This is a genomic window from Lentzea terrae, assembly GCF_003265345.1.
Classification (GTDB): Bacteria; Actinomycetota; Actinomycetes; order Mycobacteriales; family Pseudonocardiaceae; genus Lentzea; species Lentzea terrae.
This window is the reverse complement of the sequence record NZ_QFWW01000026.1, coordinates 40,472-59,778: the sequence shown is the minus strand read 5'-3', so window position 1 is coordinate 59,778 and position 19,307 is coordinate 40,472. Positions and strand designations below refer to the sequence as shown.

Annotated in this window: 22 protein-coding genes; 8 read left to right on the top strand and 14 right to left on the bottom strand. The window is 68.8% G+C overall.

Annotation, left to right across the window (positions count from 1 at the left end; genetic code table 11):
- Positions 1 to 22 precede the first annotated feature (22 nt).
- Both DI276_RS31805 and DI276_RS31800 read left to right on the top strand, forming a co-directional pair.
- Positions 23 to 565 (top strand): TetR/AcrR family transcriptional regulator, encoded by a 543-nt coding sequence (locus tag DI276_RS31805; protein WP_198681037.1) that lies wholly within the window; start codon positions 23 to 25, stop codon positions 563 to 565.
- A gap of 38 nt (positions 566 to 603) precedes the next feature.
- Positions 604 to 1,809: an Nramp family divalent metal transporter gene (locus DI276_RS31800; RefSeq protein ID WP_112270233.1), complete on the top strand. Its 1,206-nt coding sequence runs from the start codon at positions 604 to 606 to the stop codon at positions 1,807 to 1,809.
- Here DI276_RS31800 and DI276_RS31795 read toward each other — a convergent pair.
- Entirely contained in the window at positions 1,788 to 2,744 is a 957-nt protein-coding gene (locus DI276_RS31795; RefSeq protein ID WP_198681036.1) for a Gfo/Idh/MocA family protein, read from the bottom strand. The two genes, DI276_RS31800 and DI276_RS31795, sit on opposite strands and share 22 nt — an antisense overlap.
- Positions 2,745 to 2,766: 22 nt before the next feature.
- Between DI276_RS31795 and DI276_RS31790 the strand changes: the two genes are divergently transcribed.
- Positions 2,767 to 3,141, top strand: coding sequence for a YccF domain-containing protein (locus DI276_RS31790; RefSeq protein WP_112270231.1), 375 nt, complete (start codon positions 2,767 to 2,769; stop codon positions 3,139 to 3,141).
- 57 nt (positions 3,142 to 3,198) lie between these two features.
- Here DI276_RS31790 and DI276_RS31785 read toward each other — a convergent pair whose 3' ends face one another.
- Entirely contained in the window at positions 3,199 to 3,591 is a 393-nt protein-coding gene (locus DI276_RS31785; RefSeq protein WP_112271350.1) for a VOC family protein, read from the bottom strand.
- A gap of 118 nt (positions 3,592 to 3,709) precedes the next feature.
- On the opposite strand from DI276_RS31785, the gene DI276_RS31780 reads away from it, so the two are divergent.
- On the top strand, positions 3,710 to 4,231 hold the full coding sequence (locus tag DI276_RS31780) for a DUF3558 family protein (RefSeq protein ID WP_112270229.1): 522 nt from the start codon (positions 3,710 to 3,712) through the stop codon (positions 4,229 to 4,231).
- Here the strand turns inward: DI276_RS31780 and DI276_RS31775 are convergent.
- From DI276_RS31775 to DI276_RS31760, 4 genes are all read right to left on the bottom strand, one after another.
- Positions 4,228 to 5,286, bottom strand: a complete 1,059-nt coding sequence (locus tag DI276_RS31775) for a serine hydrolase domain-containing protein (RefSeq protein ID WP_112270227.1) — start codon at positions 5,284 to 5,286, stop codon at positions 4,228 to 4,230. The two genes, DI276_RS31780 and DI276_RS31775, sit on opposite strands and share 4 nt — an antisense overlap.
- Before the next feature lie 77 nt (positions 5,287 to 5,363).
- Positions 5,364 to 6,959, bottom strand: a complete 1,596-nt coding sequence (locus tag DI276_RS31770; RefSeq protein WP_112270225.1) for an AMP-binding protein — start codon at positions 6,957 to 6,959, stop codon at positions 5,364 to 5,366.
- 14 nt (positions 6,960 to 6,973) lie between these two features.
- Positions 6,974 to 7,759, bottom strand: coding sequence for a metallophosphoesterase (locus tag DI276_RS31765; RefSeq protein WP_112270223.1), 786 nt, complete (start codon positions 7,757 to 7,759; stop codon positions 6,974 to 6,976).
- A 70-nt stretch (positions 7,760 to 7,829) separates the two neighbouring features.
- The gene (locus DI276_RS31760) at positions 7,830 to 8,714 is read right to left on the bottom strand and encodes an NmrA/HSCARG family protein (RefSeq protein ID WP_112270221.1); all 885 of its coding nucleotides are present in this window, start codon (positions 8,712 to 8,714) and stop codon (positions 7,830 to 7,832) included.
- 83 nt (positions 8,715 to 8,797) lie between these two features.
- Here DI276_RS31760 and soxR point away from each other — a divergent pair, with 83 nt between their 5' ends.
- Positions 8,798 to 9,295: a redox-sensitive transcriptional activator SoxR gene (gene soxR, locus DI276_RS31755; protein WP_112270219.1), complete on the top strand. Its 498-nt coding sequence runs from the start codon at positions 8,798 to 8,800 to the stop codon at positions 9,293 to 9,295.
- Here the strand turns inward: soxR and DI276_RS31750 are convergent.
- Positions 9,259 to 10,047 (bottom strand): HAD-IIA family hydrolase, encoded by a 789-nt coding sequence (locus DI276_RS31750; protein WP_232837058.1) that lies wholly within the window; start codon positions 10,045 to 10,047, stop codon positions 9,259 to 9,261. The two genes, soxR and DI276_RS31750, sit on opposite strands and share 37 nt — an antisense overlap.
- Positions 10,048 to 10,050: 3 nt before the next feature.
- Positions 10,051 to 10,497, bottom strand: coding sequence for a MarR family winged helix-turn-helix transcriptional regulator (locus tag DI276_RS31745; protein WP_112271346.1), 447 nt, complete (start codon positions 10,495 to 10,497; stop codon positions 10,051 to 10,053).
- 115 nt (positions 10,498 to 10,612) lie between these two features.
- On the opposite strand from DI276_RS31745, the gene moaA reads away from it, so the two are divergent.
- Both moaA and DI276_RS31735 read left to right on the top strand, forming a co-directional pair.
- Positions 10,613 to 11,671: a GTP 3',8-cyclase MoaA gene (gene moaA, locus DI276_RS31740; protein WP_232837057.1), complete on the top strand. Its 1,059-nt coding sequence runs from the start codon at positions 10,613 to 10,615 to the stop codon at positions 11,669 to 11,671.
- 1 nt (position 11,672) lies between these two features.
- Positions 11,673 to 11,930: a MoaD/ThiS family protein gene (locus DI276_RS31735; RefSeq protein ID WP_112270215.1), complete on the top strand. Its 258-nt coding sequence runs from the start codon at positions 11,673 to 11,675 to the stop codon at positions 11,928 to 11,930.
- Here the strand turns inward: DI276_RS31735 and DI276_RS31730 are convergent.
- The gene (locus tag DI276_RS31730) at positions 11,894 to 14,335 is read right to left on the bottom strand and encodes an AfsR/SARP family transcriptional regulator (RefSeq protein WP_112270213.1); all 2,442 of its coding nucleotides are present in this window, start codon (positions 14,333 to 14,335) and stop codon (positions 11,894 to 11,896) included. The two genes, DI276_RS31735 and DI276_RS31730, sit on opposite strands and share 37 nt — an antisense overlap.
- 587 nt (positions 14,336 to 14,922) lie before the next feature.
- On the opposite strand from DI276_RS31730, the gene DI276_RS31725 reads away from it, so the two are divergent.
- Positions 14,923 to 15,570 carry a transglycosylase family protein gene (locus DI276_RS31725; RefSeq protein WP_112271343.1) on the top strand — a complete coding sequence of 216 codons (648 nt, stop codon included), beginning with the start codon at positions 14,923 to 14,925 and terminating at the stop codon, positions 15,568 to 15,570.
- A 576-nt stretch (positions 15,571 to 16,146) separates the two neighbouring features.
- Here DI276_RS31725 and DI276_RS53305 read toward each other — a convergent pair.
- The 5 genes from DI276_RS53305 to DI276_RS31700 form a co-directional block, all read right to left on the bottom strand.
- Positions 16,147 to 16,572 carry a molybdenum cofactor biosynthesis protein MoaE gene (locus DI276_RS53305; RefSeq protein WP_112270211.1) on the bottom strand — a complete coding sequence of 142 codons (426 nt, stop codon included), beginning with the start codon at positions 16,570 to 16,572 and terminating at the stop codon, positions 16,147 to 16,149.
- The gene (locus tag DI276_RS53300; RefSeq protein ID WP_112271341.1) at positions 16,569 to 17,039 is read right to left on the bottom strand and encodes a MogA/MoaB family molybdenum cofactor biosynthesis protein; all 471 of its coding nucleotides are present in this window, start codon (positions 17,037 to 17,039) and stop codon (positions 16,569 to 16,571) included. The genes DI276_RS53305 and DI276_RS53300 overlap by 4 nt, the downstream gene beginning before the upstream one ends.
- Positions 17,036 to 17,509: a cyclic pyranopterin monophosphate synthase MoaC gene (moaC, locus tag DI276_RS31710; protein ID WP_112270209.1), complete on the bottom strand. Its 474-nt coding sequence runs from the start codon at positions 17,507 to 17,509 to the stop codon at positions 17,036 to 17,038. The genes DI276_RS53300 and moaC overlap by 4 nt, the downstream gene beginning before the upstream one ends.
- A gap of 35 nt (positions 17,510 to 17,544) precedes the next feature.
- Positions 17,545 to 18,927, bottom strand: coding sequence for an NAD-dependent malic enzyme (locus DI276_RS31705; protein ID WP_112270207.1), 1,383 nt, complete (start codon positions 18,925 to 18,927; stop codon positions 17,545 to 17,547).
- A gap of 115 nt (positions 18,928 to 19,042) precedes the next feature.
- Entirely contained in the window at positions 19,043 to 19,228 is a 186-nt protein-coding gene (locus DI276_RS31700; protein WP_109633120.1) for a hypothetical protein, read from the bottom strand.
- Positions 19,229 to 19,307 lie beyond the last annotated feature (79 nt).

Sequence of the window (19,307 nt, the reverse complement as noted above, 5' to 3'; positions counted from 1 at the left end):
GTATCTGTGTAAAGCTGGGAGCGTGAGCGACATCACCGAGCTCTTGTTGGACGCGGCCGCTGACCTGTTGGCCGCACACGGGTTCCACGGCCTGCGCATGATCGAGGTCGCTACCCGCGCGGGCGTGAGCAGGCAGACCGTCTACAACGAGTTCGGCAACAAGGAGGGGCTCGTCCAAGCCGTCGCGGCCCACCGGACCGAGGAGTACCTCTCGGGAATCGTCACGCTGCTGAAGCAGGACCCCGACCCGTGGCAGGCGATGCGGTCGGCGTTCCGCTTCACCTTCGAGCAGACCGAGAAGGACCGGCTGGTCTCCGCCATGCTGACCGGGCAGGACGCCGAGGACCTGTTGCCGTTCCTCACGATTCGCGGCCATCCCGTGCTGTTCCACGCGACCGAGGTGGTCGAGCGGCACCTCACCGAGCACTTCCCCGGCAGGCACGTGCGGCTCACGGCGGAGACGACCGTGCGGCTCGCGCTGAGCCACCTGCTGATGCCGAGCGGCGACCTGGACAGCGCGATCGACGCGGTCGTCACGGTGGCCCGCGCCACGTTGGAGGCCTGAGCCCTTGTTGCCATAATGTGGCAACAAGGGGGTGGCCGGTGGTCGCTGTTTCGGGACGCTTGCGCGCGGGTGCGGCGTTGCTCGGGGCGGCGTTCGTCGCCGCGATCGCGTACGTGGATCCGGGCAACGTGGCCACCAACACCGCGGCGGGTGCTCGCTACGGCTACCTGCTGGTGTGGGTGCTCGTCGTCGCGAACGTGATGGCGGGGCTCGTGCAGTACCTGTCGGCGAAGCTCGGCCTGGTGACCGGGCAGTCGTTGCCGGAGGCGGTGCGGGATCACCTGCCCCGGCCGGTGCGGCTCGCGTACTGGGGTCAGGCGGAGGTCGTCGCGATGGCGACGGATCTGGCCGAGGTGCTCGGCGGGGCGATCGCGCTGGCGTTGTTGTTCGATCTTCCGTTGTTGCTCGGCGGCGTGATCACCGGCGTGGTGTCGACGATTTTGCTGCTGGTGCAGGACAAGCGCGGGCAGAAACCGTTCGAGCGCGTGATCACCACGATGCTGGTCGTCATCGCGGTCGGGTTCATGGCGGGGCTTTTCGTTTCACCGCCATCGGTTTCCGGCGCTGTGTCCGGCTTGGTGCCGCGGTTCGACGGCGCGGACAGCGTGTTGCTCGCGGCCGGCATGCTCGGGGCGACGGTCATGCCGCACGCCGTCTACCTGCACTCGGCGTTGGCGCGGGACCGGCACGGCAGGAACCCGTCGTTGCTCGCTGCCACCAAGGTCGACGTCGTGGTCGCGATGATGCTGGCCGGTGCCGTGAACATGGCGATGCTGCTGCTGGCGGCTTCGGCGTTGCAGGGCCGTCCCGGGGTCGACACGCTCGAAGGAGCGCATGCCGCGGTCGGCGCCACGCTGGGCGGCGGGATCGCGCTGCTGTTCGCTTTGGGTTTGCTGGCTTCGGGTTTCGCGTCCACCGCCGTCGGGTGTTATGCAGGCGCGGTGGTGATGGACGGGCTGCTGCGCGTGCGGATTCCGTTGCCGGCGCGGCGACTGGTGACCCTGGTGCCGGCGCTGGCGATCCTGGCGTTCGGCGTCGACCCGACGTTCGCGTTGGTGCTGTCGCAGGTCGTGCTGTCGTTCGGCATCCCGTTCGCACTGATTCCGCTGGTGTGGCTGACCGCGCGCCGGTCCGTCATGGGGACCTTCGTGAACCGGCGCTCGGTCACCGTTGCCGCGTGCGTTGTGGCGTTCGCGGTGGTCGTGCTGAACGTGGCGTTGATCTACCTGACGACGTCCGCGTAGCTAACGCCCAGCTGCGTCAGGGCTTCTTCCAGCGTGCGCATGACCTCGATCGTGTTCTGCCAGGTGATCAGCGGGCTCTCCACGAGACCGGCGGCGACGCACTCCTCGACCGCGCGGATCTGGTGCGTGTAGCCCCCGTCCTCGATGGTGTGCTCGACGCCGTTGATCATCGCCTTCGTGGCGGCGAACATCGGCTCGGCGATGTCGATCCGGCCCGCCGTGCCGAAGATCTCCGCGGTGCAGCCGATGTTCGAGACGAGCGAGCAGCTCAGCAACGCGTGGACACCGCCGGGATAGCCGAGCAGCAGTCCGGCGTCGGAGTCCACATCGGACGGTGCCTTGCCACCCCATGCCCGAATCTCTGCCGGTACTCCGAGCAGCTGGTGCGCAAGCGCGACCGGGTAGACGCCGAGGTCGAGCAGCGCGCCGCCGCCGGCTTCCTTGGCCCACAGCCGGTGGTCGGGGTCGAACCCGAGCGCGAAACCGAAGGTCGCTCGCACCGAGCGGACCTCGCCGATCTCACCGTTCCTGACGGCTTCGTGCACCTTGCGGATCAACGGGTTGAACCGCGTCCACATGGCCTCCATGAGGAAGAGGTTCTTCTCCTTCGCCTTCGCGACCATCTCCTCGGCCTGCGCGACGGTCAGCGCGAACGCCTTCTCGCACAGCACGTGCTTGCCTGCGTCGAGGGCGGCGAGCGTGACCTCGTGGTGCTGGCCGTGCGGCGTCGCGACGTAGACCACCTCGACCTCGGGATCGGCGAGCAGGTCGCGGTAGTCGCCGTACGCGCGCTCGATGCCGAACCTCTCAGCAAACGCTTGCGCCCTGCTCACGTCACGCGAGGACACGGCGAGAACCGTGACGCCCTCGACCTTCAGCATGTCAGCGGTCACGGTCTGCGCGATACCGCCCGTAGCGATCACACCCCACTTCATGAGGTGAGCTTAGATTGGAGTTATGCGCCTCATCCTGAACGTGATCTGGCTCGTGCTCGCCGGGTTCTGGATGGCCGTCGGCTACGCGGTCGCCGGCCTCATCTGCTACGTCCTGATCATCACGATCCCGTGGGGCATCGCGTCGTTCCGGATCGCGAACTACGCGCTCTGGCCGTTCGGGCGCGAGGTCGTCGACAAGCCGGGCGCGGGCACCGGGTCGTTGCTGGGCAACGTCATCTGGATCGTCGTGGCCGGCGTGTGGCTCGCGATCGGCCACATCATCACCGGTATCGCGCTGTGCGTGACGATCATCGGCATCCCGCTCGGCATCGCCAACTTCAAGCTGGTGAAGGTGTCGCTGGTGCCGCTGGGCAAGGAGATCGTCGAGGTGCCGTGAGGGTCTCCCGCGGCCGTCGGGGGCGGCCGCGGGAGACCTCTCAACGGGCACGTGCGGTCAGGCGTCGTCGCCCAACAGCTCGTGCAGGCACAGGATGTTGCCCTCGGTGTCGGTGAACCAGGCCGCGCGCTCGTTGCCCATCACCGCGATGTGGTTGACGGTCTTGAAGTCCGGCAGGTCGTAGTCCTCGAAGTGCACGCCCTTGCCTTCGAGCTCACTGATCTCGTCCTCGAGGTTCGGCACCTCGAAGCTGAGCACCGTGTGAGCCGTCTGCGCGCCCTTCTCCGCCGGCATCAGGCCCAGCGCGTCGCCCTGGCCGAGCGCGAAGATGCGCGTGCCGTCCGGCGCGGTGGTGATGGGTTTGAGGCCGAGCTTGTCCGCGTAGAAGGTCCCGGCTCGGTCGGGGTCTTCCACGGGCAGCATCGTCGTGGTCCTGGTGGCGGTGAGCATGCGCACCTCCAAGCGAGTGGAATCCCCCGATGCTGCGCGCGTCGCCCGTTATCCGCAAGAGGCCTTTCACCCCTTCGTGACCTGCGGGGACAGTTGATTCGCGGGACGATTTCGCTCCGTGTACACCTCGCGTCTCGCCGTGCTCGCCGTCTTGTTCGGACTGTCCGGTTGCTCGGTGCTCGTGCCGGGCTTCGAGCAGAAGCCCGCGGACACCCCGGCCGCCACGACCACCGAGCAGCCCGTGGAGGAGAAGAAAGCCGACTGGCCCAAGCCGTGCGATCTGTACGACGCGGCCGAGCTCGTCGGGTACGACTTCAAGATCACTGCGGACAACGTCTACACCTGCGACTGGACCGAGGAGCTCGGCCAGGGCAAGACCAACGTCCTCGGGGTCGACGTCTGGCAAGGCCTGCCCCTGGAGAAGGCGGCCGTGCCTGCCGCGGTCAGGACCTCCGACCTCACCATCGGCTCGCACAGCGGCAAGTTGTACGAGCAGGACGACATCCCCGGCGGCTGTCAGCTCTCGCTGGTCGCCGGCGACGGGCACGTGACCGTCCGCGCCCGCATGCAGGAGGTCGCGGAGTCCTGCGACGTGGCGCGGAAGGTCGGCGCGAAGATCGAGCCGAACCTGCCGTCCTAGTCGGACAGTCCGGCGCTGACGATCGCCACGACGTGGCCGAGGTCGGAGCCCCGCCCGGTCGGGTTCAGCGAGTACACGACGCGGTGCCGGAGATCCCGCGTGGCGAAGAAGCCGTTGTCCCAGCCGGGACGCGAACCGGTCTTGCCCCACGCGTACTCGCCGTTCGCGAGCCGGTAGCGCATCAGCCCGCCGACGCTGAAGCACGCCTCGGTGCCGAAGCAGTACTTCGTGTTGGTCGCCGCTCCCGGCACGTCCGGCACGTCGAACAACAGCTTCTGCTGAGCCGGGGGCAGCAGACGGCCCCGGAACAGAGCGATGAGGAAGCGGTCGAGGTCGGCAGCGGTGGAGATGATGCCGCCCTCCGCCCACGGGTACGGGCTCTGCTCGGTCACGTCGTCCCCGTTGACGAACACCTGCGCGTGCGGTGCCGGAATCGCCGGGCCGTCGGGCAGGCTCGTGTGCCGCAGCCGCAACGGCCGGATGATCCGCCGCTCCAGCTCGTGGGTGAACGAGTGGCCGGTGACTTCCTCGACGAGCAGGCCGAGCACGAGCGAGTTGAGTCCGTTGTACTGCTGCTCGGAACCAGGGGCGGGCGGTACACCGGTGGCCCCGGCGAACGAGGCGGTCAAGGCGTCCCGCGGCGCCACCGACTTGAGCCACCACCCCGGCCCGTCCAGCGGGTTCGGGGTGGCGGCCGGCTTGGGCAGGCCGCTGGTGTGGTTGAGGAGCTGGCGCACGGTGACGCCGTCGTACTGGCCGGGCAGCAACCCCGGGACGTACCGCCGCGCCGGTGCGTCGAGGTGGACGCGGCGCTCGGCGACGAGCTGCAGCACCACGGTGTTGGTGAACACCTTGGTGACGCTGCCGATCCGGAAGTGCGCGTCGGCGGTGACCGGACCGGCCGCAGCGCCAATGCCGTCGTGCCTGACGAGCGCACCCGCGACGATGTCGTCAGGCAACCCGTCGAGGAGGTCACGGGTGGCAGCCGTGGCGGGGAACGCCGCGCTGACCGCGAAAGTTGTGGCCAGAACGGCGGAAGTGAGACGTTTGCGCATGGCGACGACTCTGCGGGGCCGGGCCGCCGACGCCCATCGGTGATCACCCCGGTCGTTCCCCTGACCCACCCCTGGGATCAGGCGTGCCTGGTGCTGTCGTCGAGGTTCAGCAGCTCCACGGCCTTGGCCCGCATCTCGACCTTGCGGATCTTGCCGGTGACCGTCATCGGGAACTCGTCCACCACGTGCACGTAGCGCGGGATCTTGTAGTGGGCGAGCTTGCCGGTGCAGTACTCGCGCACGGCCTCGGCGGTCAACGGCTCCGAGCCGTCGCGCATGCGCACCCACGCCATGAGCTCCTCGCCGTACTTGGCGTCGGGCACGCCGATCACCTGGGCGTCGAGCACGTCAGGGTGCGTGTAGAGGAACTCCTCGATCTCGCGCGGGTAGATGTTCTCGCCGCCGCGGATGACCATGTCCTTGATGCGCCCGGTGATGTTCACGTAGTCGTCGTCATCCATCACCGCCAGGTCGCCGGTGTGCATCCAGCCGGCCTGGTCGACCGCCTCCGCGGTTTTCGCGGGCTCGTTCCAGTACCCGAGCATCACTGAGTAGCCGCGGGTGCACAGCTCCCCCGGCACCCCGCGCTCGACCGTGCGGCCCGTTTCCGGGTCGACGATCTTGACTTCCAGCTGAGGGCCGACCCGGCCGACCGTCCCGACGCGACGGTCGAGTGAGTCGTCCACGCGCGTTTGCGTTGACACCGGGGAGGTTTCGGTCATGCCGTAGCAGATGGAGACCTCGCGCATGCCCATGCGTTCGACGACCTGCTTCATCACCTCGACCGGGCACGGGGAGCCCGCCATGATGCCGGTGCGCAACGACGACAGGTCGTAGTCGCCGATCAGGTCGAGCATCGCGATGAACATCGTCGGCACGCCGTAAAGCGAGGTGCAGCGCTCTTCCTCAACCGCCGCAAGGGTTCGAGCCGGGTCGAACGCCGGTGCCGGGATCACCACGCACGCGCCGTGGCTGGTGGCCGCGAGGTTGCCCATCACCATGCCGAAGCAGTGGTAGAACGGCGGGACCACGCAGATGCGGTCGTTCTCGGTGTAGCCCAGGAGCTCGCCGACGAAGTAGCCGTTGTTGAGGATGTTGTGGTGGCTGAGCGTCGCACCCTTGGGGAATCCCGTGGTGCCGGACGTGTACTGGATGTTGATCGGGTCGTCGCGGTCCAGCTCGACGTCGGGGATGACCTCGTCAGTCCACTGTGGATCGTCGATGAACACGACGTGCTGCAACGACGAGCAGCGCGGCTGGACCTCGGCGATCATCGCGGCGTAGTCGGAGGTCTTGAACGACCGCGCGGACACGAGGGTGTGGATGCCCGCCTGGTTCAGCACGTACTCCAGTTCGTGCACCCGGTACGCGGGGTTGACGTTGACCAGGATCGCGCCGATCCGGGCCGTCGCGTACTGCACGAAGACCCACTCCGCGCAGTTCGGCGCCCAGATGCCGACCCGGTCGCCCTTGCGCACGCCCAAAGCCACGAGCCCGGCAGCGGCGCGGTCGACCTCGACGCTGAGCTCCGCGTACGTCCACCGGCGATCTGTGGCCTTGTCGACAAGTGCCTCGCGGTCACCGAAGCGCGCGACGGTCGCGGCGAAGTTCGCATGGATCGTGTCGCCCAGCAGCGGGGCGGTGGACGTGCCCGAGGAGTAGCTGGCGGTCATCCACCCGACCGTAGTCAGGCCTCGACGTATGGCAAGGGGACGACCAGGCACGGACCGCCGCTGTAGAGGCCGGCGTCGATCGCCAGGACCTTGTCGTCGGCGTACAGGAGAGGGCCGTCGATCTGCTCCGGCGACACCCCGAGTTGATCAGCGATCACGCTGTGGCCGTGCACGATTTTGCTGCCACCCAACGTCGCGAGCAGCTCGTCTGCGATTTCCGGACCCTGCGGACCGCGGAACGCGTACCGGGTCGTCATCTTGCGCCAGCACTCCCACCAGTCGACGAGATCGTCGCCCTTGAGCACCTGGCGGACGGCCTCGTTGACCTCCTCGATCGAGGACCCCCATTCGAGGTAGGCCGCCGTGTCGGAGTGCATCAGCAGGTGGTCGTCGCGCAGCTTCAGCACCGGCCGCGTCGTGAGCCACTCGACGTGCTCGTCGGTCAGCCGGTCCTGGTCGCTGCGCAGGCCGCCGTTGAGCAGCCAGCTGCGCGCGAACGACCGCGGCCCCATGCTGTCCGGCACCTGCTCGTCGCCGAACCGGTACATGCCGAGCAGCAGCACCTCGTGGTTGCCGATCAACGAGTTGACCACGCCGCCGGCCTCGGCCGCCTCCGCGCTGAGGCGCATGACCAGGTCGATCACGCCGACACCGTCGGGACCGCGGTCGACGAAGTCGCCGAGGAACCACAGCTCGGCCTCGCCGCCGGTCCAGTGCCCTTCCTCGTCGCACAGCTCGGCGACGTGCAGGGCTCTGGTCAGTTCGGCGAGGTGCCCGTGCACGTCACCTACGACGTACATCGGGCGTCGATCCGTGTCCACGTCCGCGACGATAGGTGATTTGTCCTCGCGCGTCAGTGGCCAGGCCAGTTCAGGCGGTCGCCGGGCTGCGCAGGACGCGGTCCCAGTCGACGGTCCTCGCCCAGTCGGCGTAGCTGTGCCAGGTCACGCCGGGGTGATCGGCGTGGAGCGTGTCGATGTCGAGGAAGTCGGTGTTGTCCTCGAACCGCTGGAACATGTCGGCGATCTCGGCACCGGCCCACTGGCGCACCTGGTCCAACGGCATCTGCCGGTAGGGGATCTCGCGGCCGAGCACGTCGCTGAGGATCCGGGCCGCCTGCTCGCCGGTGACCCGGTCGGAGGCGATGTCGATCCGCTTGCCGACGAACCGGTCCGGATGCTCGACGGCGTGCACGGCGAGTCCGGCGATGTCCCGGACGGTGACCTGGTCCAGCGGCTTGCCCGCGGAGAGCGGGTTGACGAGGACGCCGTCGGCGAGCCGGCTGAAGCCGACGTTGAGGACGTTCTCCATGAAGTACACCGGCCCGAGCACGGTCGCCCGGACCTGCTGAGCGCGCAGGTGGGCCTCCACGAGCTGCTTGCTGTCGGCGTGGTCGATGTCGGTGGCCGCCAGCCGGTCGGCGCCCCGCACCGATGAGTAGACGAGGTGCGCATCGGTCTTCGCGGCGACGTCGACGAGGAGACGGCCCTGGGCGACCTCCTCGTCCTTGCCGCCGGAGCCGAACGGCACGGACAGCCCGAAGATCGCGTCGACGCCGCTGGCGGCACCGGCGAGTGCCAGAGGGTCCGCCAGGTCGCCGGCGACGAGCCGTGCACCGGCGGCGACCAGCGCCAGCGCGGATGGCGACTCGGGTGAGCGGACGTAGGCAGTGACGTCGTGGCCGTGGTCGAGCAGCAGCTCGGCGACGGCGCCGCCCTGCCTGCCGGTGGCGCCGATGACGAGAACGGAGGTCACGGATGCTCCTTGATCGCGATTGGTGAACGACCGCGATCCTCTGGCCTCAACTTTGGTTGAGGTCAAGTGCTACGTTCCCGATCATGCCGAGGGCTCGCACCACGTTCCACGAACTGACCGTCGGACAGGTCGCGGAACGCAGCGGCGTCGCCATCTCCGCGTTGCACTTCTACGAGCGCAAGGGCCTCATCCGCAGCACCCGCACGACCAGCAACCAACGCCGCTACAGCCGGGACACGCTGCGCCGGGTCGCGTTCATCCGCACCTCGCAGAACGTCGGCATCCCGCTGGCTGCGATCAAACAAGCCCTGGACCAGCTGCCCAGCGAACGCACGCCGACCCGTGAGGACTGGACGCGGCTGTCGAAGGGGTGGCGCGTCATCCTCGACGCGCGCATCGCACAGCTGCACGCGCTGCGGGACACCCTGGACGACTGCATCGGGTGCGGCTGCCTCTCACTGCGGGCGTGCCACCTGCGGAACCCGCGCGACGTGCTGGGCCGCGACGGGGCAGGCGCCCGCCGCCTGCCGCCCCCGTCCGAACGTCAGGAAGCCCAGTCGCCGAACGGGTCCTGGGAGTGACCGACCAGCTCGGCGATCGACTTCAGCACGCGCGTCGGCCGGTACGGGTACATCTCCGCGTGCTCCGCGGTGAAGATCCCGGACAGCACGAGGATGGTCGACAGGCCGGCTTCCAGGCCTGAGCGCACATCGGTGTCCATCCGGTCGCCGATCATCAGCGCGTTCTCGGAGTGCGAGCCCAGCGCGCGCAACGCCGACCGCATCATCAACGGGTTCGGCTTGCCGACGTAGTACGGCTCACGGCCGGTGGCGCGCTCGATCAACGCCGCCACGGCGCCGGTCGCGGGCAGCGAGCCCTCGCGGGACGGCCCCGTCGAGTCGGGGTTGGTCGCGATGAACTTCGCGCCCTCCTCGACCAGCCGGATGGCCTTGGTGATCGCGGTGAAGCTGTAGGTGCGGGTCTCGCCGAGCACCACGTAGTCCGGGTCGCGGTCGGTCAGCACGTAGCCGATCTCGTGCAACGCCGTGGTCAGGCCGGCCTCGCCGATCACGAACGCCGAGCCGTTGGGGCGCTGCGAGTCGAGGAAGCGCGCCGTGGCCAGTGCGGACGTCCAGATCGACTTCTCCGGGATGTCGAGGCCCGTGCGCTGCAACCGCGCGCGCAGGTCTCGTGGCGTGTAGATGGAGTTGTTGGTGAGCACGAGGAACGGGGTGTCGGAAGCGCGCAGCTCCGCGACGAACTCGTCAGCGCCGGGGATCAGGTGCTCTTCGTGAACCAGAACACCGTCCATGTCCATCAAGTAGTGCCACATGGCCTAAGTATCGATCACGCGCTTGCGGAACGTCTCCAGCGAGAGCTGGAGATAACGCTCGATCACCTGGAGTTCATCCGCGTCGAAGTGGCCGAGCACCTCGACCAGGCTCTGCTGGGCCGCGGCGAAGAGATGCCCGAACTTTTCGAGCTCACCCGGCGTGACCTCGACGAGGACCTTGCGGCGGTCGTGCGGATCCCGGACACGGCGGACGAAACCGGCACGCTCCAGACGGTCGATGACACCCGTGACGGCGCCGGTGGAGAGACCCGAGAGTTCGGCGATTCGACCCGCGGTGAGCGGCCCTTCTGCCCGGATGGCGAGATCGAGGCACTTCTCGTCGGTCGCCGACAGGCCCATCTGCTCGGCGACCTTCGTGTGGAACATGACGGTGAGCGCGCTCTGCTCACGCATGTACCAGGTGAACCTCTCGAGCGCCTCAGGTTCCATGTCGAACATCTTAGCCGCTAAGACAATTCCTTGTGACAGTGCTCCAAACGGGCGGAACGTGAGAAAGCCTATTTGTAGCGTCATCCACAAGAGGTTGTTCATTAGTCTTGATGGGGTGACAGCAGTGGACTTGGGACTACCGATCGTGCGCAGCACCCCGGACGGGTCGGCACGACCGGACACGCCGCTGCTCGTCGACAGGTTCGGCCGGGTCGCGAAGGACCTGCGGGTCTCGCTGACCGACCGCTGCAACCTGCGCTGCACCTACTGCATGCCCGCCGAGGGCCTCGACTGGCTGCAGAAGGACGAGCTGCTCACCGACGCCGAACTGATCCGCCTGATGCGGATCGCCGTGGTCGACCTCGGCGTCACGGACATCCGCTTCACCGGCGGCGAGCCGTTGCTGCGGCGCGGCCTGGAGCAGGTCATCGCCGCGACGGCCGAGCTGGAGCCGCGCCCGCGCATGTCGATGACGTCGAACGGCATCGGCCTGTCCCGCCGCGCCCAGTCGTTGAAGGACGCCGGCCTGAACCGGATCAACGTCTCGCTCGACACCCTCGACCCCGACCGGTTCGCCACGCTGACCAGGCGCGACCGGATCACGGACGTGCTGGACGGCCTGGACGCGGCCCGCGCGGCAGGGCTGGAGCCGGTGAAGGTCAACTCCGTGCTGATGCGCGGCGTGAACGAGGACGAGGCCGTCCCGCTGCTGCGCTTCTGCGTCGAGAACGGCTACCAGCTGCGGTTCATCGAGCAGATGCCGCTCGACGCGCAGCACGGCTGGACGCGCACGAACATGGTCACGGCCGACGAGATCCTCACGATGCTCTCGACCGCCTACACGCTCACACCCTCGGAGACCCCGCGCGGCGGTGCGCCGGCCGAGCGCTGGCTGGTCGACGGCGGCCCCGCGACCGTCGGTGTGATCGCGTCGGTGACCAGGCCGTTCTGCGCCGCCTGCGACCGCACCCGGCTGACCTCCGACGGCCAGATCCGCAACTGCCTGTTCAGCCAGGGCGAGACCGACCTGCGTGCGCTGCTGCGCGACGGCTCCCCCGACTCCGCGATCGCCGACGCCTGGCGTGCCACGATGTGGGCGAAGGCGGCCGGTCACGGCATCAACGAGGCGGGCTTCCACCAGCCCGACCGTCCCATGAGCTCCATCGGAGGATGACGTGACCGCCGTGAAGATCCGTTATTTCGCGGGGGCACGCGCTGCTGCCGGGGTGGCCGACGAGGACCTGCTGCTCGACACCGCCGAACCCACCGTGGCGCTCGTCGTGAGCACCATCGGCGAACGGCACGGCGCGCAGCTCGGCAAGGTCCTCGCCGCGTCCAGCTTCCTGCTGGACGGCGTGGCGGTGCGCGACACGTCGACGCGCGTGCCCGCTGGCTCTCAGCTGGACGTGCTGCCGCCGTTCGCGGGCGGCTGAGCCTCCAGCTTCCGCTCCCACGCCCGGCGTCCGGTCACGCGGGCCAGCTCCAGCGCACGCAACCGGCACCGTTCGGCTTCTTCCTCGTCACCCATCGCCCGGTGCACCTCGGCCAGTTCGGCCAGCGCGGGTACCTGCCAGACGCGCAGCTGCCCGCGTTCTGCCGCGGCGACGGCCTCGATGGCGCGCGCGAAGGCCTCGTTGAGGTGCCCGAGCGCGCGTTGAGCCGCGGCGAGACCGGTCAGCGCGCCGACCTCACCACGCAGAAAGCCGACTTTGCGGCACAGTTCGAGCGCCTCCTGGTGATGCGTCACCGCGTCTTCGAGCCGGCCCTGCGCGCGCGACGCTCGTCCGAGGGTGTTGAGGGCGTCCGCCTCGGACTTCGGATCGCCGTTCTCGATCGCCAGCGCGAGTGAGCGGCGGGCACCTGCCTCCGCCTCGTCGAAACGGCCGCGTTCGAGGTCCAACGACGCGCGGGTGTCGAGCGTGCGGAGGACGAACACGACTCCCAGCGACGGGTCGTCGAGCATCGGAGCGACTGCGTCGAGGTGCGCTGCGGCTCGATCGATGTCGCCGACGAGGAGGTTGCCGTCGGCGAGGTGTCCTTCCGCGAACGCGATGCCGCGCGGAATGCCCTGCTCGACCGACAGCCGCACGACCTTCTCGGCGTACGAGATGCCGAGGTCGAGCGGTCCGAGGTCCATGTGGATCCCGCTGAGGTTGTAGAGCGCGGGCGGGCTCTCCCCCATGATCTGCAACGCCTCGCTCACTGCGTCGGCAGCGACGGAGAGGCGACCGTACTCCCAGTTCACGATGCCGAGGTTGAGCAGCAACGCACCCAGCGTCTGCTCGTCGCCGAGCGGCCTGGCCGCCTCCACCGCCGCCTCGAACTCGGTCAGCGCCTCGGCGAACTGGCCACCCCGCCAGTGCGCGAGCCCGAGTGAGCCGCGCATGGAGGCCTCGGCGGCGCGGTCCTGGTGCCTCCTGGCCGCGCGCAGTCCCGTCTGAGCCGTGGCGACCCAGTCGACGAGATGGCTGTGGAAGTAGAAGTAGGCCCGCATGGCGTCGGCGAGCTGCCACGTCACGGGCTGGTCCGCGGCCGCGGCGACCGCCGCCACGGCGCCCGCCCGTTCCGCGTCGAGCCAGGCGAGCGCCTCGGCCGTGCCGGTCAGGTCGTGCCGCGGCACGTCGTCCGCGATCGGCGGCAACGGCAGCCTGCTGAACTCGGGGTGCAGCACCCGGCCGGCCGCGTCCGCGTTCACGAGGTAGTAGTCGTGCAGCCGGCCGAGCTCCGGCTCGCCGAGCCGCACCGCGTAGATGCGGAGCAGGTCGTGCAGGGAGTACCGGTCCTGCGCGCGGTGGACGAGGTTCGCGTCGACCAGCTGGCCGAGCGGACCCGCCGCGTCCTCGCCGAGCAACGCCGTCGCGCCGCCGACCCCGAAGTCCGGTCCCGGCACGTGTCCGAGCAACCGGAACAACCGTTGTGCCGCAGGGGATTGCGCGCGGTAGGAGAGGTCGAAGGTCGCCCGCACCGCCGCGTCGCCCTCGATCTCCAAGGCACCCAGCCGGTCGTCACCGCGCAGCTCGGTCAGGTAGTCGGGCAGGTGTCCGTCCGCCACGTTCGCCGCGGCGATCCGCAACGCGAGCGGCAGGTGCCCGCACAGCCGGGCGAGCTCGGCCCGTTCGTTCCGGCTGCCGCCGATGTGCAGGTGCGCCAACAGGTCCTGCGCCTCACCGTGGCCGAAGACGCCGATCCTGAGCTGCTCGTGCTCCGGCAGGTCGCTGCGGCTGGTGACGATCACCTTCGTGCCCTCGCCGCCCGGCAGCAGCGGGCCGAGCAGCTCGCGGGTGGCGTTGTCGATCACGACCAGCACCGCGCGATCAGTGGTCATCCGTTGGTACAACTCGGTTTGCGCCGCCAGGTCGACAGGCACCTCCTCGACGCCGAGCGCGCGCAGGAACCGCGACACCGCCTGCTCCGGCGTGACCGGGGCGCCCGGTGAGAACGCGCGGAGGTTCACGTACAGCTGGCCGTCGGCGTACCGCTCGCTCAGCCGGTGCGCGATGTGGACCGCCAGCGACGTCTTGCCGACACCAGGCGGCCCGGTGATCGTCAGCACCGGCGCGGTCGAGCCGAGAGCTCGGGCGATTTCCTCGGTGCGGCCCACGAAGTCCGGCAGATCGGCAGGCAGCTGGCGCGGGCCTGGCTTGCGCGGCACGAGCCGGTAGCCGGACGGCTCGGTGACCACCTCGTCGGTCACGCGCAGCCGCTGCACGAGGTTGCGCAGCGCGCTCCGGGGGTTCGACGGCTTGTCGTTGCCCCAGACGGCGTCGATCAGCTCGTCGAACGGCACCGGCTGCCCTGGCTTGGCCGCCAGTGCCGCGCGCAACGCATCGATCCTCATGGGTTCATCGTGCCGAACTCGCGCTCAGCCGCCGTTCCCATTCCTTCCGGCCGGTCAGGCGGGCCGGCTCCAGTGCCTCCCGCCGGTACCGCTCGGCCTCCACCGCATCGCCCGCAGTCGCATGAATCTTCATCAGCGCGGCCAGTCGCGACTCCTGCTCATGCGGACAGCATGATCCGGCCGCTCGAGAACCGTCCCTCGACGGGTGACGAGGGCGTCTCCGATGGCCCAACACGCGTGAGCCATGCCTCACTTTGAGTGATAGATCTCGGCCGATCTCAGAATGGAAACGGACCGATAACGACATATTTGACCTGCGGTTTTGTAGGGTCAGCACAACGTTCCAAAACGTTACTGTGATACGCGTCACAGTCGAATACGTTTGGTGCGAGGTCGGTCGGTTACGTACCGTCGCTCCTCGGCTGGACCCGACCAGCCACGAGCAAGACCGGAGGACCGAGCACCGAACCCAGTCCGAGGGTTCTCCGGAACGACCCCGAGCGAGAGAAACCGCCGGACTGGGACGCAGGAACATACCGGGCCCGAACCCGAGTTCCTGGCCGCAGGTGTGGTGGACCGAGAGGCACATGGCTTTCAACCGAGGCAAGCAGGGCAAGCAGGGTTCCGCCGCTCGCACTATCGCCAAGGTCGCGGCCGTCGGCATCATCGCCGGCGCCCCTCTGGGCCTGGCCGTTGGCACCGCCAACGCCGCCCCTGGAATGGACTGGGACGCACTCGCGCAGTGCGAGGCCAGTGGCAACTGGGCCGCCAACACCGGCAACGGCTACTACGGCGGTCTGCAGTTCACACCGAGCACCTGGAAGGCGAACGGTGGTACGGGCAACCCGGCCAACGCTTCGCGCGAGGAGCAGATCCGCGTCGCCGAGAACGTGCTCCGCACGCAGGGCAAGGGCGCTTGGCCGTCGTGCAGCCAGCGCATCGGGGCCTACGCGGGCAAGGCCGCGCCGGCCCCGAAGCAGAAGCAGGCCCAGCCGCAGCGCAAGGCGCAGCCGCAGCAGCGCACGGCCGCCCCGGTGCAGCAGGCGCCGGTGGTCTCGCTCGCCGCTTCGAAGACGAACCCGAACGGCAACTACGAGGTCAAGCCGGGCGACACGCTGTCGAAGATCGCCGAGGCGAACAAGGTCGCCGGCGGTTGGCAGGCCATCGTGGAGAAGAACAAGGACTTCCTCACGAACCCCGACCTGATCTTCCCGGGCCACAAGATCCTGATCTGAGCAGGGTTGTTGGCCGATTGATCGTCTGGCCCGCTGTTGTGGGCTGACACAGGACCAGGGATCTCACCGTCACCCCCCGACGGTGAGGTCCCTGCCTGCGTTTGTGGGCGCCGGGTTGCGGTTTGGTCGCCTTGCGTTGGTGGTTGCGCAGGTCGCCGGACGGGCTTGGGTTGCGTCGGGCTGGTTGGCTTGCGGTCATTACCGCTGGTCCGCGGTGGCACAGCCCTGTCCGGCTCGCTTCGCATCGCCACACGGAGTTGCCTTCGGCCCGCATTGCCATAGGAACATCGGCTCGGCGTCGCCATCGCCGCTTGCCTTCGGCTTCGCGAGATGTAGACGGAATCCTCGTGGCTCGCTCCCGGAATAGCGTCACCGAGTACCGCCAATACCTGAGCTAGCTAGCTTGGTCGCCGCGCCAACATCGGCTCGCGACCTCGCCGGTCCGCCATGGCTCACCATGCGGGCTGGCCGCGCCACCCCGGCCCACCATGCGGGTCGGCCGCGCCTGGTCGGTACGCCACGGTCCACCGTGCCGCTGGCTGGCAAGCTGCCCACCCCGGCAGGTTGCGGGTCGGGTCAGGGGCAGTTGACCCACTCGTCCGTGTTGTCGGAGAAGACCTGGCGCTTCCACACCGGTAGGCGGGCCTTGACCTCGTCGACCAGGTCCGCGCACAGCGAGAAGGCTTCCTTGCGGTGTTCGGCGGCCACCGCGCAGGCCAGGGCCACGTCGCCGATCTTGAGCGGGCCTACTCGGTGTGAGACGGCGATGCCGTGCACGCCCGAGTACTTGTCGGCCAGGGAGGCGACCACCTCGGCCACCACGTCCGCTGCGGACGGGTGGGAGTGATATTCGAGTTCGAGTACCGAGCGGCCGCCGTCGTGGTCGCGGACCACGCCGGAGAAGGTGACGATTGCGCCTGCTCGGTCTGAGGTGACCAGGGCCTCGTGTTCGGCCACTGAGAGGGGGTCTTCGGTTACGACTGCCCTCAGGACGACGCTCATTTGTGGTCACCTCCGCGCAGTTGGTCCAGGGCATGCTCCACGACGGTGGCCAGCACGTCCAGGCCGTCTCGGACTCCGCCGGTCGAGCCCGGCAGGTTCACGATCAGGGTTCGGCCCGCCACGCCTGCCACGCCGCGGGACAGGACCGAGCCCGGGACTCGGGGCCAGCCCGACATGCGGATCGCATCGGCCAGGCCCGGGATCTCGTAGTCGAGCACCGAACGAGTGGCTTCCGGGGTGCGGTCGGTCGGGTTGATGCCGGTGCCTCCCGTGGTCACGACCAGGTCGGCGCCCGAAGCGACCGCCTCCGACAACGCCTGCTTGACCGGGTCGCCGTCTGGCACGACTACCGGTGAAGAGACCGCGAAGCCGCGATCCGCCAACCAAGAAACGATCAGCGGGCCGCTGCGGTCCTCATAGACACCCGACGAGGCTCGGTTCGAGGCGGTGATGACCACTGCCTTCACGGACGCTCCCACAGGCCCGACTTGCCGCCTTCCTTGCGTTCGACGCGGACGGCGTCCAGGGAGGCGGCCGGGTCCACGGACTTCACCATGTCGTGCAGGGTCAGACCGGCGACCGAGACCGCGGTCAGGGCTTCCATCTCGACGCCCGTGCGGTCGGTGGTGCGGACCGTGGCCGTGATCAGGACTGAGTCCGCGGCCAGGGCCAGGTCCACCACCACCGACGACAGCGAGATCGGGTGGCACAGGGGAACGAGCTCCCAGGTGCGCTTCGCGGCCATGATGCCCGCGATCCGCGCGGTCGCCAGGGCGTCGCCCTTCGGCAGGCCGTCGGAGCCGAGCAGGTCAACCACCTCGGCGGTCGTGTGCAGGATCCCGGTGGCCACGGCCGTCCGGGTGGTCTGCTCCTTGCCGGAGACGTCGACCATGCGGGCCGCGCCTTGTGAGTCCAGGTGGGTGAACTGCTTGGTCATACCGCGATCGTATGCCGCGACCGGAGGAAGGGCCCCTACGAAGTCGCGGCCTTGCGGACGGCGTCGGCCACGGCGGGCGCCACGGTGTTGTCGAAGACCGACGGGACGATGAACGACGCGTTGAGCCGGTCGCCGTCCACCACGTCGGCGATGGCCTGCGCGGCGGCCAGCAGCATCGCGTCGGTGATGGTGCGGGCGTGCGCGTCCAGCAGGCCGCGGAAGACGCCGGGGAACGCCAGCACGTTGTTGATCTGGTTCGGGAAGTCCGAGCGGCCGGTCGCCACGACGGCGGCGTGCTGCTGGGCCTCCATCGGGTCGATCTCCGGGTCCGGGTTGGCCAGGGCGAACACGATGGCGTCCTTGGCCATCGTCGCGACCTGCTCCGCGCCGAACAGGTTCGGGGCCGAGACACCGATGAACACGTCGGAACCGACCAGGGCGTCGTGCAGCCGGCCCGACTGGTTCTCCTTGTTCGTGGAGGCGGCGATCGACTTCAGGTTCGCGTCCAGGCCGGGGCGGTCGCGGTGCACGATGCCGTCGACGTCCACGGCGATGATGTCGCCCGGCGTCTGGGCCTGCAGCAGGCGGATGATCGCGGAACCGGCCGCGCCGACACCGCAGACCGTGATGCGGCAGTCCTTGATGTCCTTGTTCACGACCCGCAACGCATTGCGCAACGCGGCCACGACGACGATCGCGGTGCCGTGCTGGTCGTCGTGGAAGACCGGGATGTCGAGCTTCTCGCGCAGGCGGGCCTCGATCTCGAAGCAGCGCGGTGCGGAGATGTCCTCCAGGTTGATGCCGCCGTACACGGGAGCGATGAGCTCGACCGCGCGGATGATCTCCTCGGTGTCCTGGGTGTCCAGGCAGACCGGCCAGGCGTCGACGCCGGCGAACTTCTTGAACAGGGCCGCCTTGCCCTCCATCACCGGCAGCGCGGCGGCGGGGCCGAGGTTGCCCAGGCCCAGCACGGCCGAGCCGTCCGTGACGACGGCGACGGTGTTGCGCTTGATCGTCAGGCGGCGCGCGTCGTCCGGGTTCTTGGCGATGGCCTCACACACACGGGCCACACCCGGCGTGTACGCGCGGGAGAGGTCGTCACGGTTGCGCAGCGGAACCTTGGACGAGATCTCGATCTTGCCGCCGAGGTGCACGAGGAACGTGCGGTCCGACACCTTGCGGACGACGATGCCGGGCAACGTCTCCAGCGTGTCGGTGATGTCCTTGGCGTGGTTCGCGGACAGGGCGTTGCAGGTGAGGTCGATGACGACGCGGTCGTTGTGCGACTCCACGACGTCGAACGCCGTGATCACCCCGCCCGCGCGGCCGACGGCCGACGTGAGGTCACCCGCGGCGCTCGCTGACGGCGGCGCCTCCAGGCGAACGGTGATCGAGTAACCAGGGCCGGGGACCGGCATCGTCTTCCTCCCACGAAGTGCAGCTCAAGCGGGAAGTGAGCCTATCCCCGGCCCATTTGCGGTACTCACGCGACTCGACAGAGTTAAGACGGCTCTGACAGTCGCGTGTGTCCACTCAGGACTTGTTGATCTCGGTCACCGGGTGCGTGTAGCCGAGGTCCTCGACCGGCAGCGGGAACGTCACCGTGCCGAACGGCGAGAGCGCACCCTGCACGTCACTGGTCAGTTCGGTGACGGGGTGGCCGCCGTCGGGGCCCTCCGGCCAGTGCGGGTCGACCCGTCCAGGGCGTCCTTTCGCCACGTTCTCCTCCTCGGTGATGCCCAATGACGCGACAAGTGTGACAGAGCACGATGTGAAGTCGACCGGCCCATATACCGTG

What these genes read in the sequence shown, in the direction of transcription:
- DI276_RS53305 (WP_112270211.1), bottom strand. Translation starts at nt 16,572, where the DNA reads ATGAGCGTCGTCCTGAGGGCAGTCGTAACCGAAGACCCCCTCTCAGTG.
- moaC (WP_112270209.1), bottom strand. Translation starts at nt 17,509, where the DNA reads ATGACCAAGCAGTTCACCCACCTGGACTCACAAGGCGCGGCCCGCATG.
- DI276_RS31785 (WP_112271350.1), bottom strand. Translation starts at nt 3,591, where the DNA reads ATGCTCACCGCCACCAGGACCACGACGATGCTGCCCGTGGAAGACCCC.
- DI276_RS31725 (WP_112271343.1), top strand. Translation starts at nt 14,923, where the DNA reads ATGGCTTTCAACCGAGGCAAGCAGGGCAAGCAGGGTTCCGCCGCTCGC.
- DI276_RS31750 (WP_232837058.1), bottom strand. Translation starts at nt 10,047, where the DNA reads ATGTGGCACTACTTGATGGACATGGACGGTGTTCTGGTTCACGAAGAG.
- DI276_RS31775 (WP_112270227.1), bottom strand. Translation starts at nt 5,286, where the DNA reads ATGCGCAAACGTCTCACTTCCGCCGTTCTGGCCACAACTTTCGCGGTC.
- DI276_RS31790 (WP_112270231.1), top strand. Translation starts at nt 2,767, where the DNA reads ATGCGCCTCATCCTGAACGTGATCTGGCTCGTGCTCGCCGGGTTCTGG.
- DI276_RS31795 (WP_198681036.1), bottom strand. Translation starts at nt 2,744, where the DNA reads ATGAAGTGGGGTGTGATCGCTACGGGCGGTATCGCGCAGACCGTGACC.
- soxR (WP_112270219.1), top strand. Translation starts at nt 8,798, where the DNA reads ATGCCGAGGGCTCGCACCACGTTCCACGAACTGACCGTCGGACAGGTC.
- DI276_RS31705 (WP_112270207.1), bottom strand. Translation starts at nt 18,927, where the DNA reads ATGCCGGTCCCCGGCCCTGGTTACTCGATCACCGTTCGCCTGGAGGCG.
- DI276_RS31770 (WP_112270225.1), bottom strand. Translation starts at nt 6,959, where the DNA reads ATGACCGCCAGCTACTCCTCGGGCACGTCCACCGCCCCGCTGCTGGGC.
- DI276_RS31745 (WP_112271346.1), bottom strand. Translation starts at nt 10,497, where the DNA reads ATGGAACCTGAGGCGCTCGAGAGGTTCACCTGGTACATGCGTGAGCAG.
- DI276_RS31765 (WP_112270223.1), bottom strand. Translation starts at nt 7,759, where the DNA reads ATGTACGTCGTAGGTGACGTGCACGGGCACCTCGCCGAACTGACCAGA.
- DI276_RS31730 (WP_112270213.1), bottom strand. Translation starts at nt 14,335, where the DNA reads ATGAGGATCGATGCGTTGCGCGCGGCACTGGCGGCCAAGCCAGGGCAG.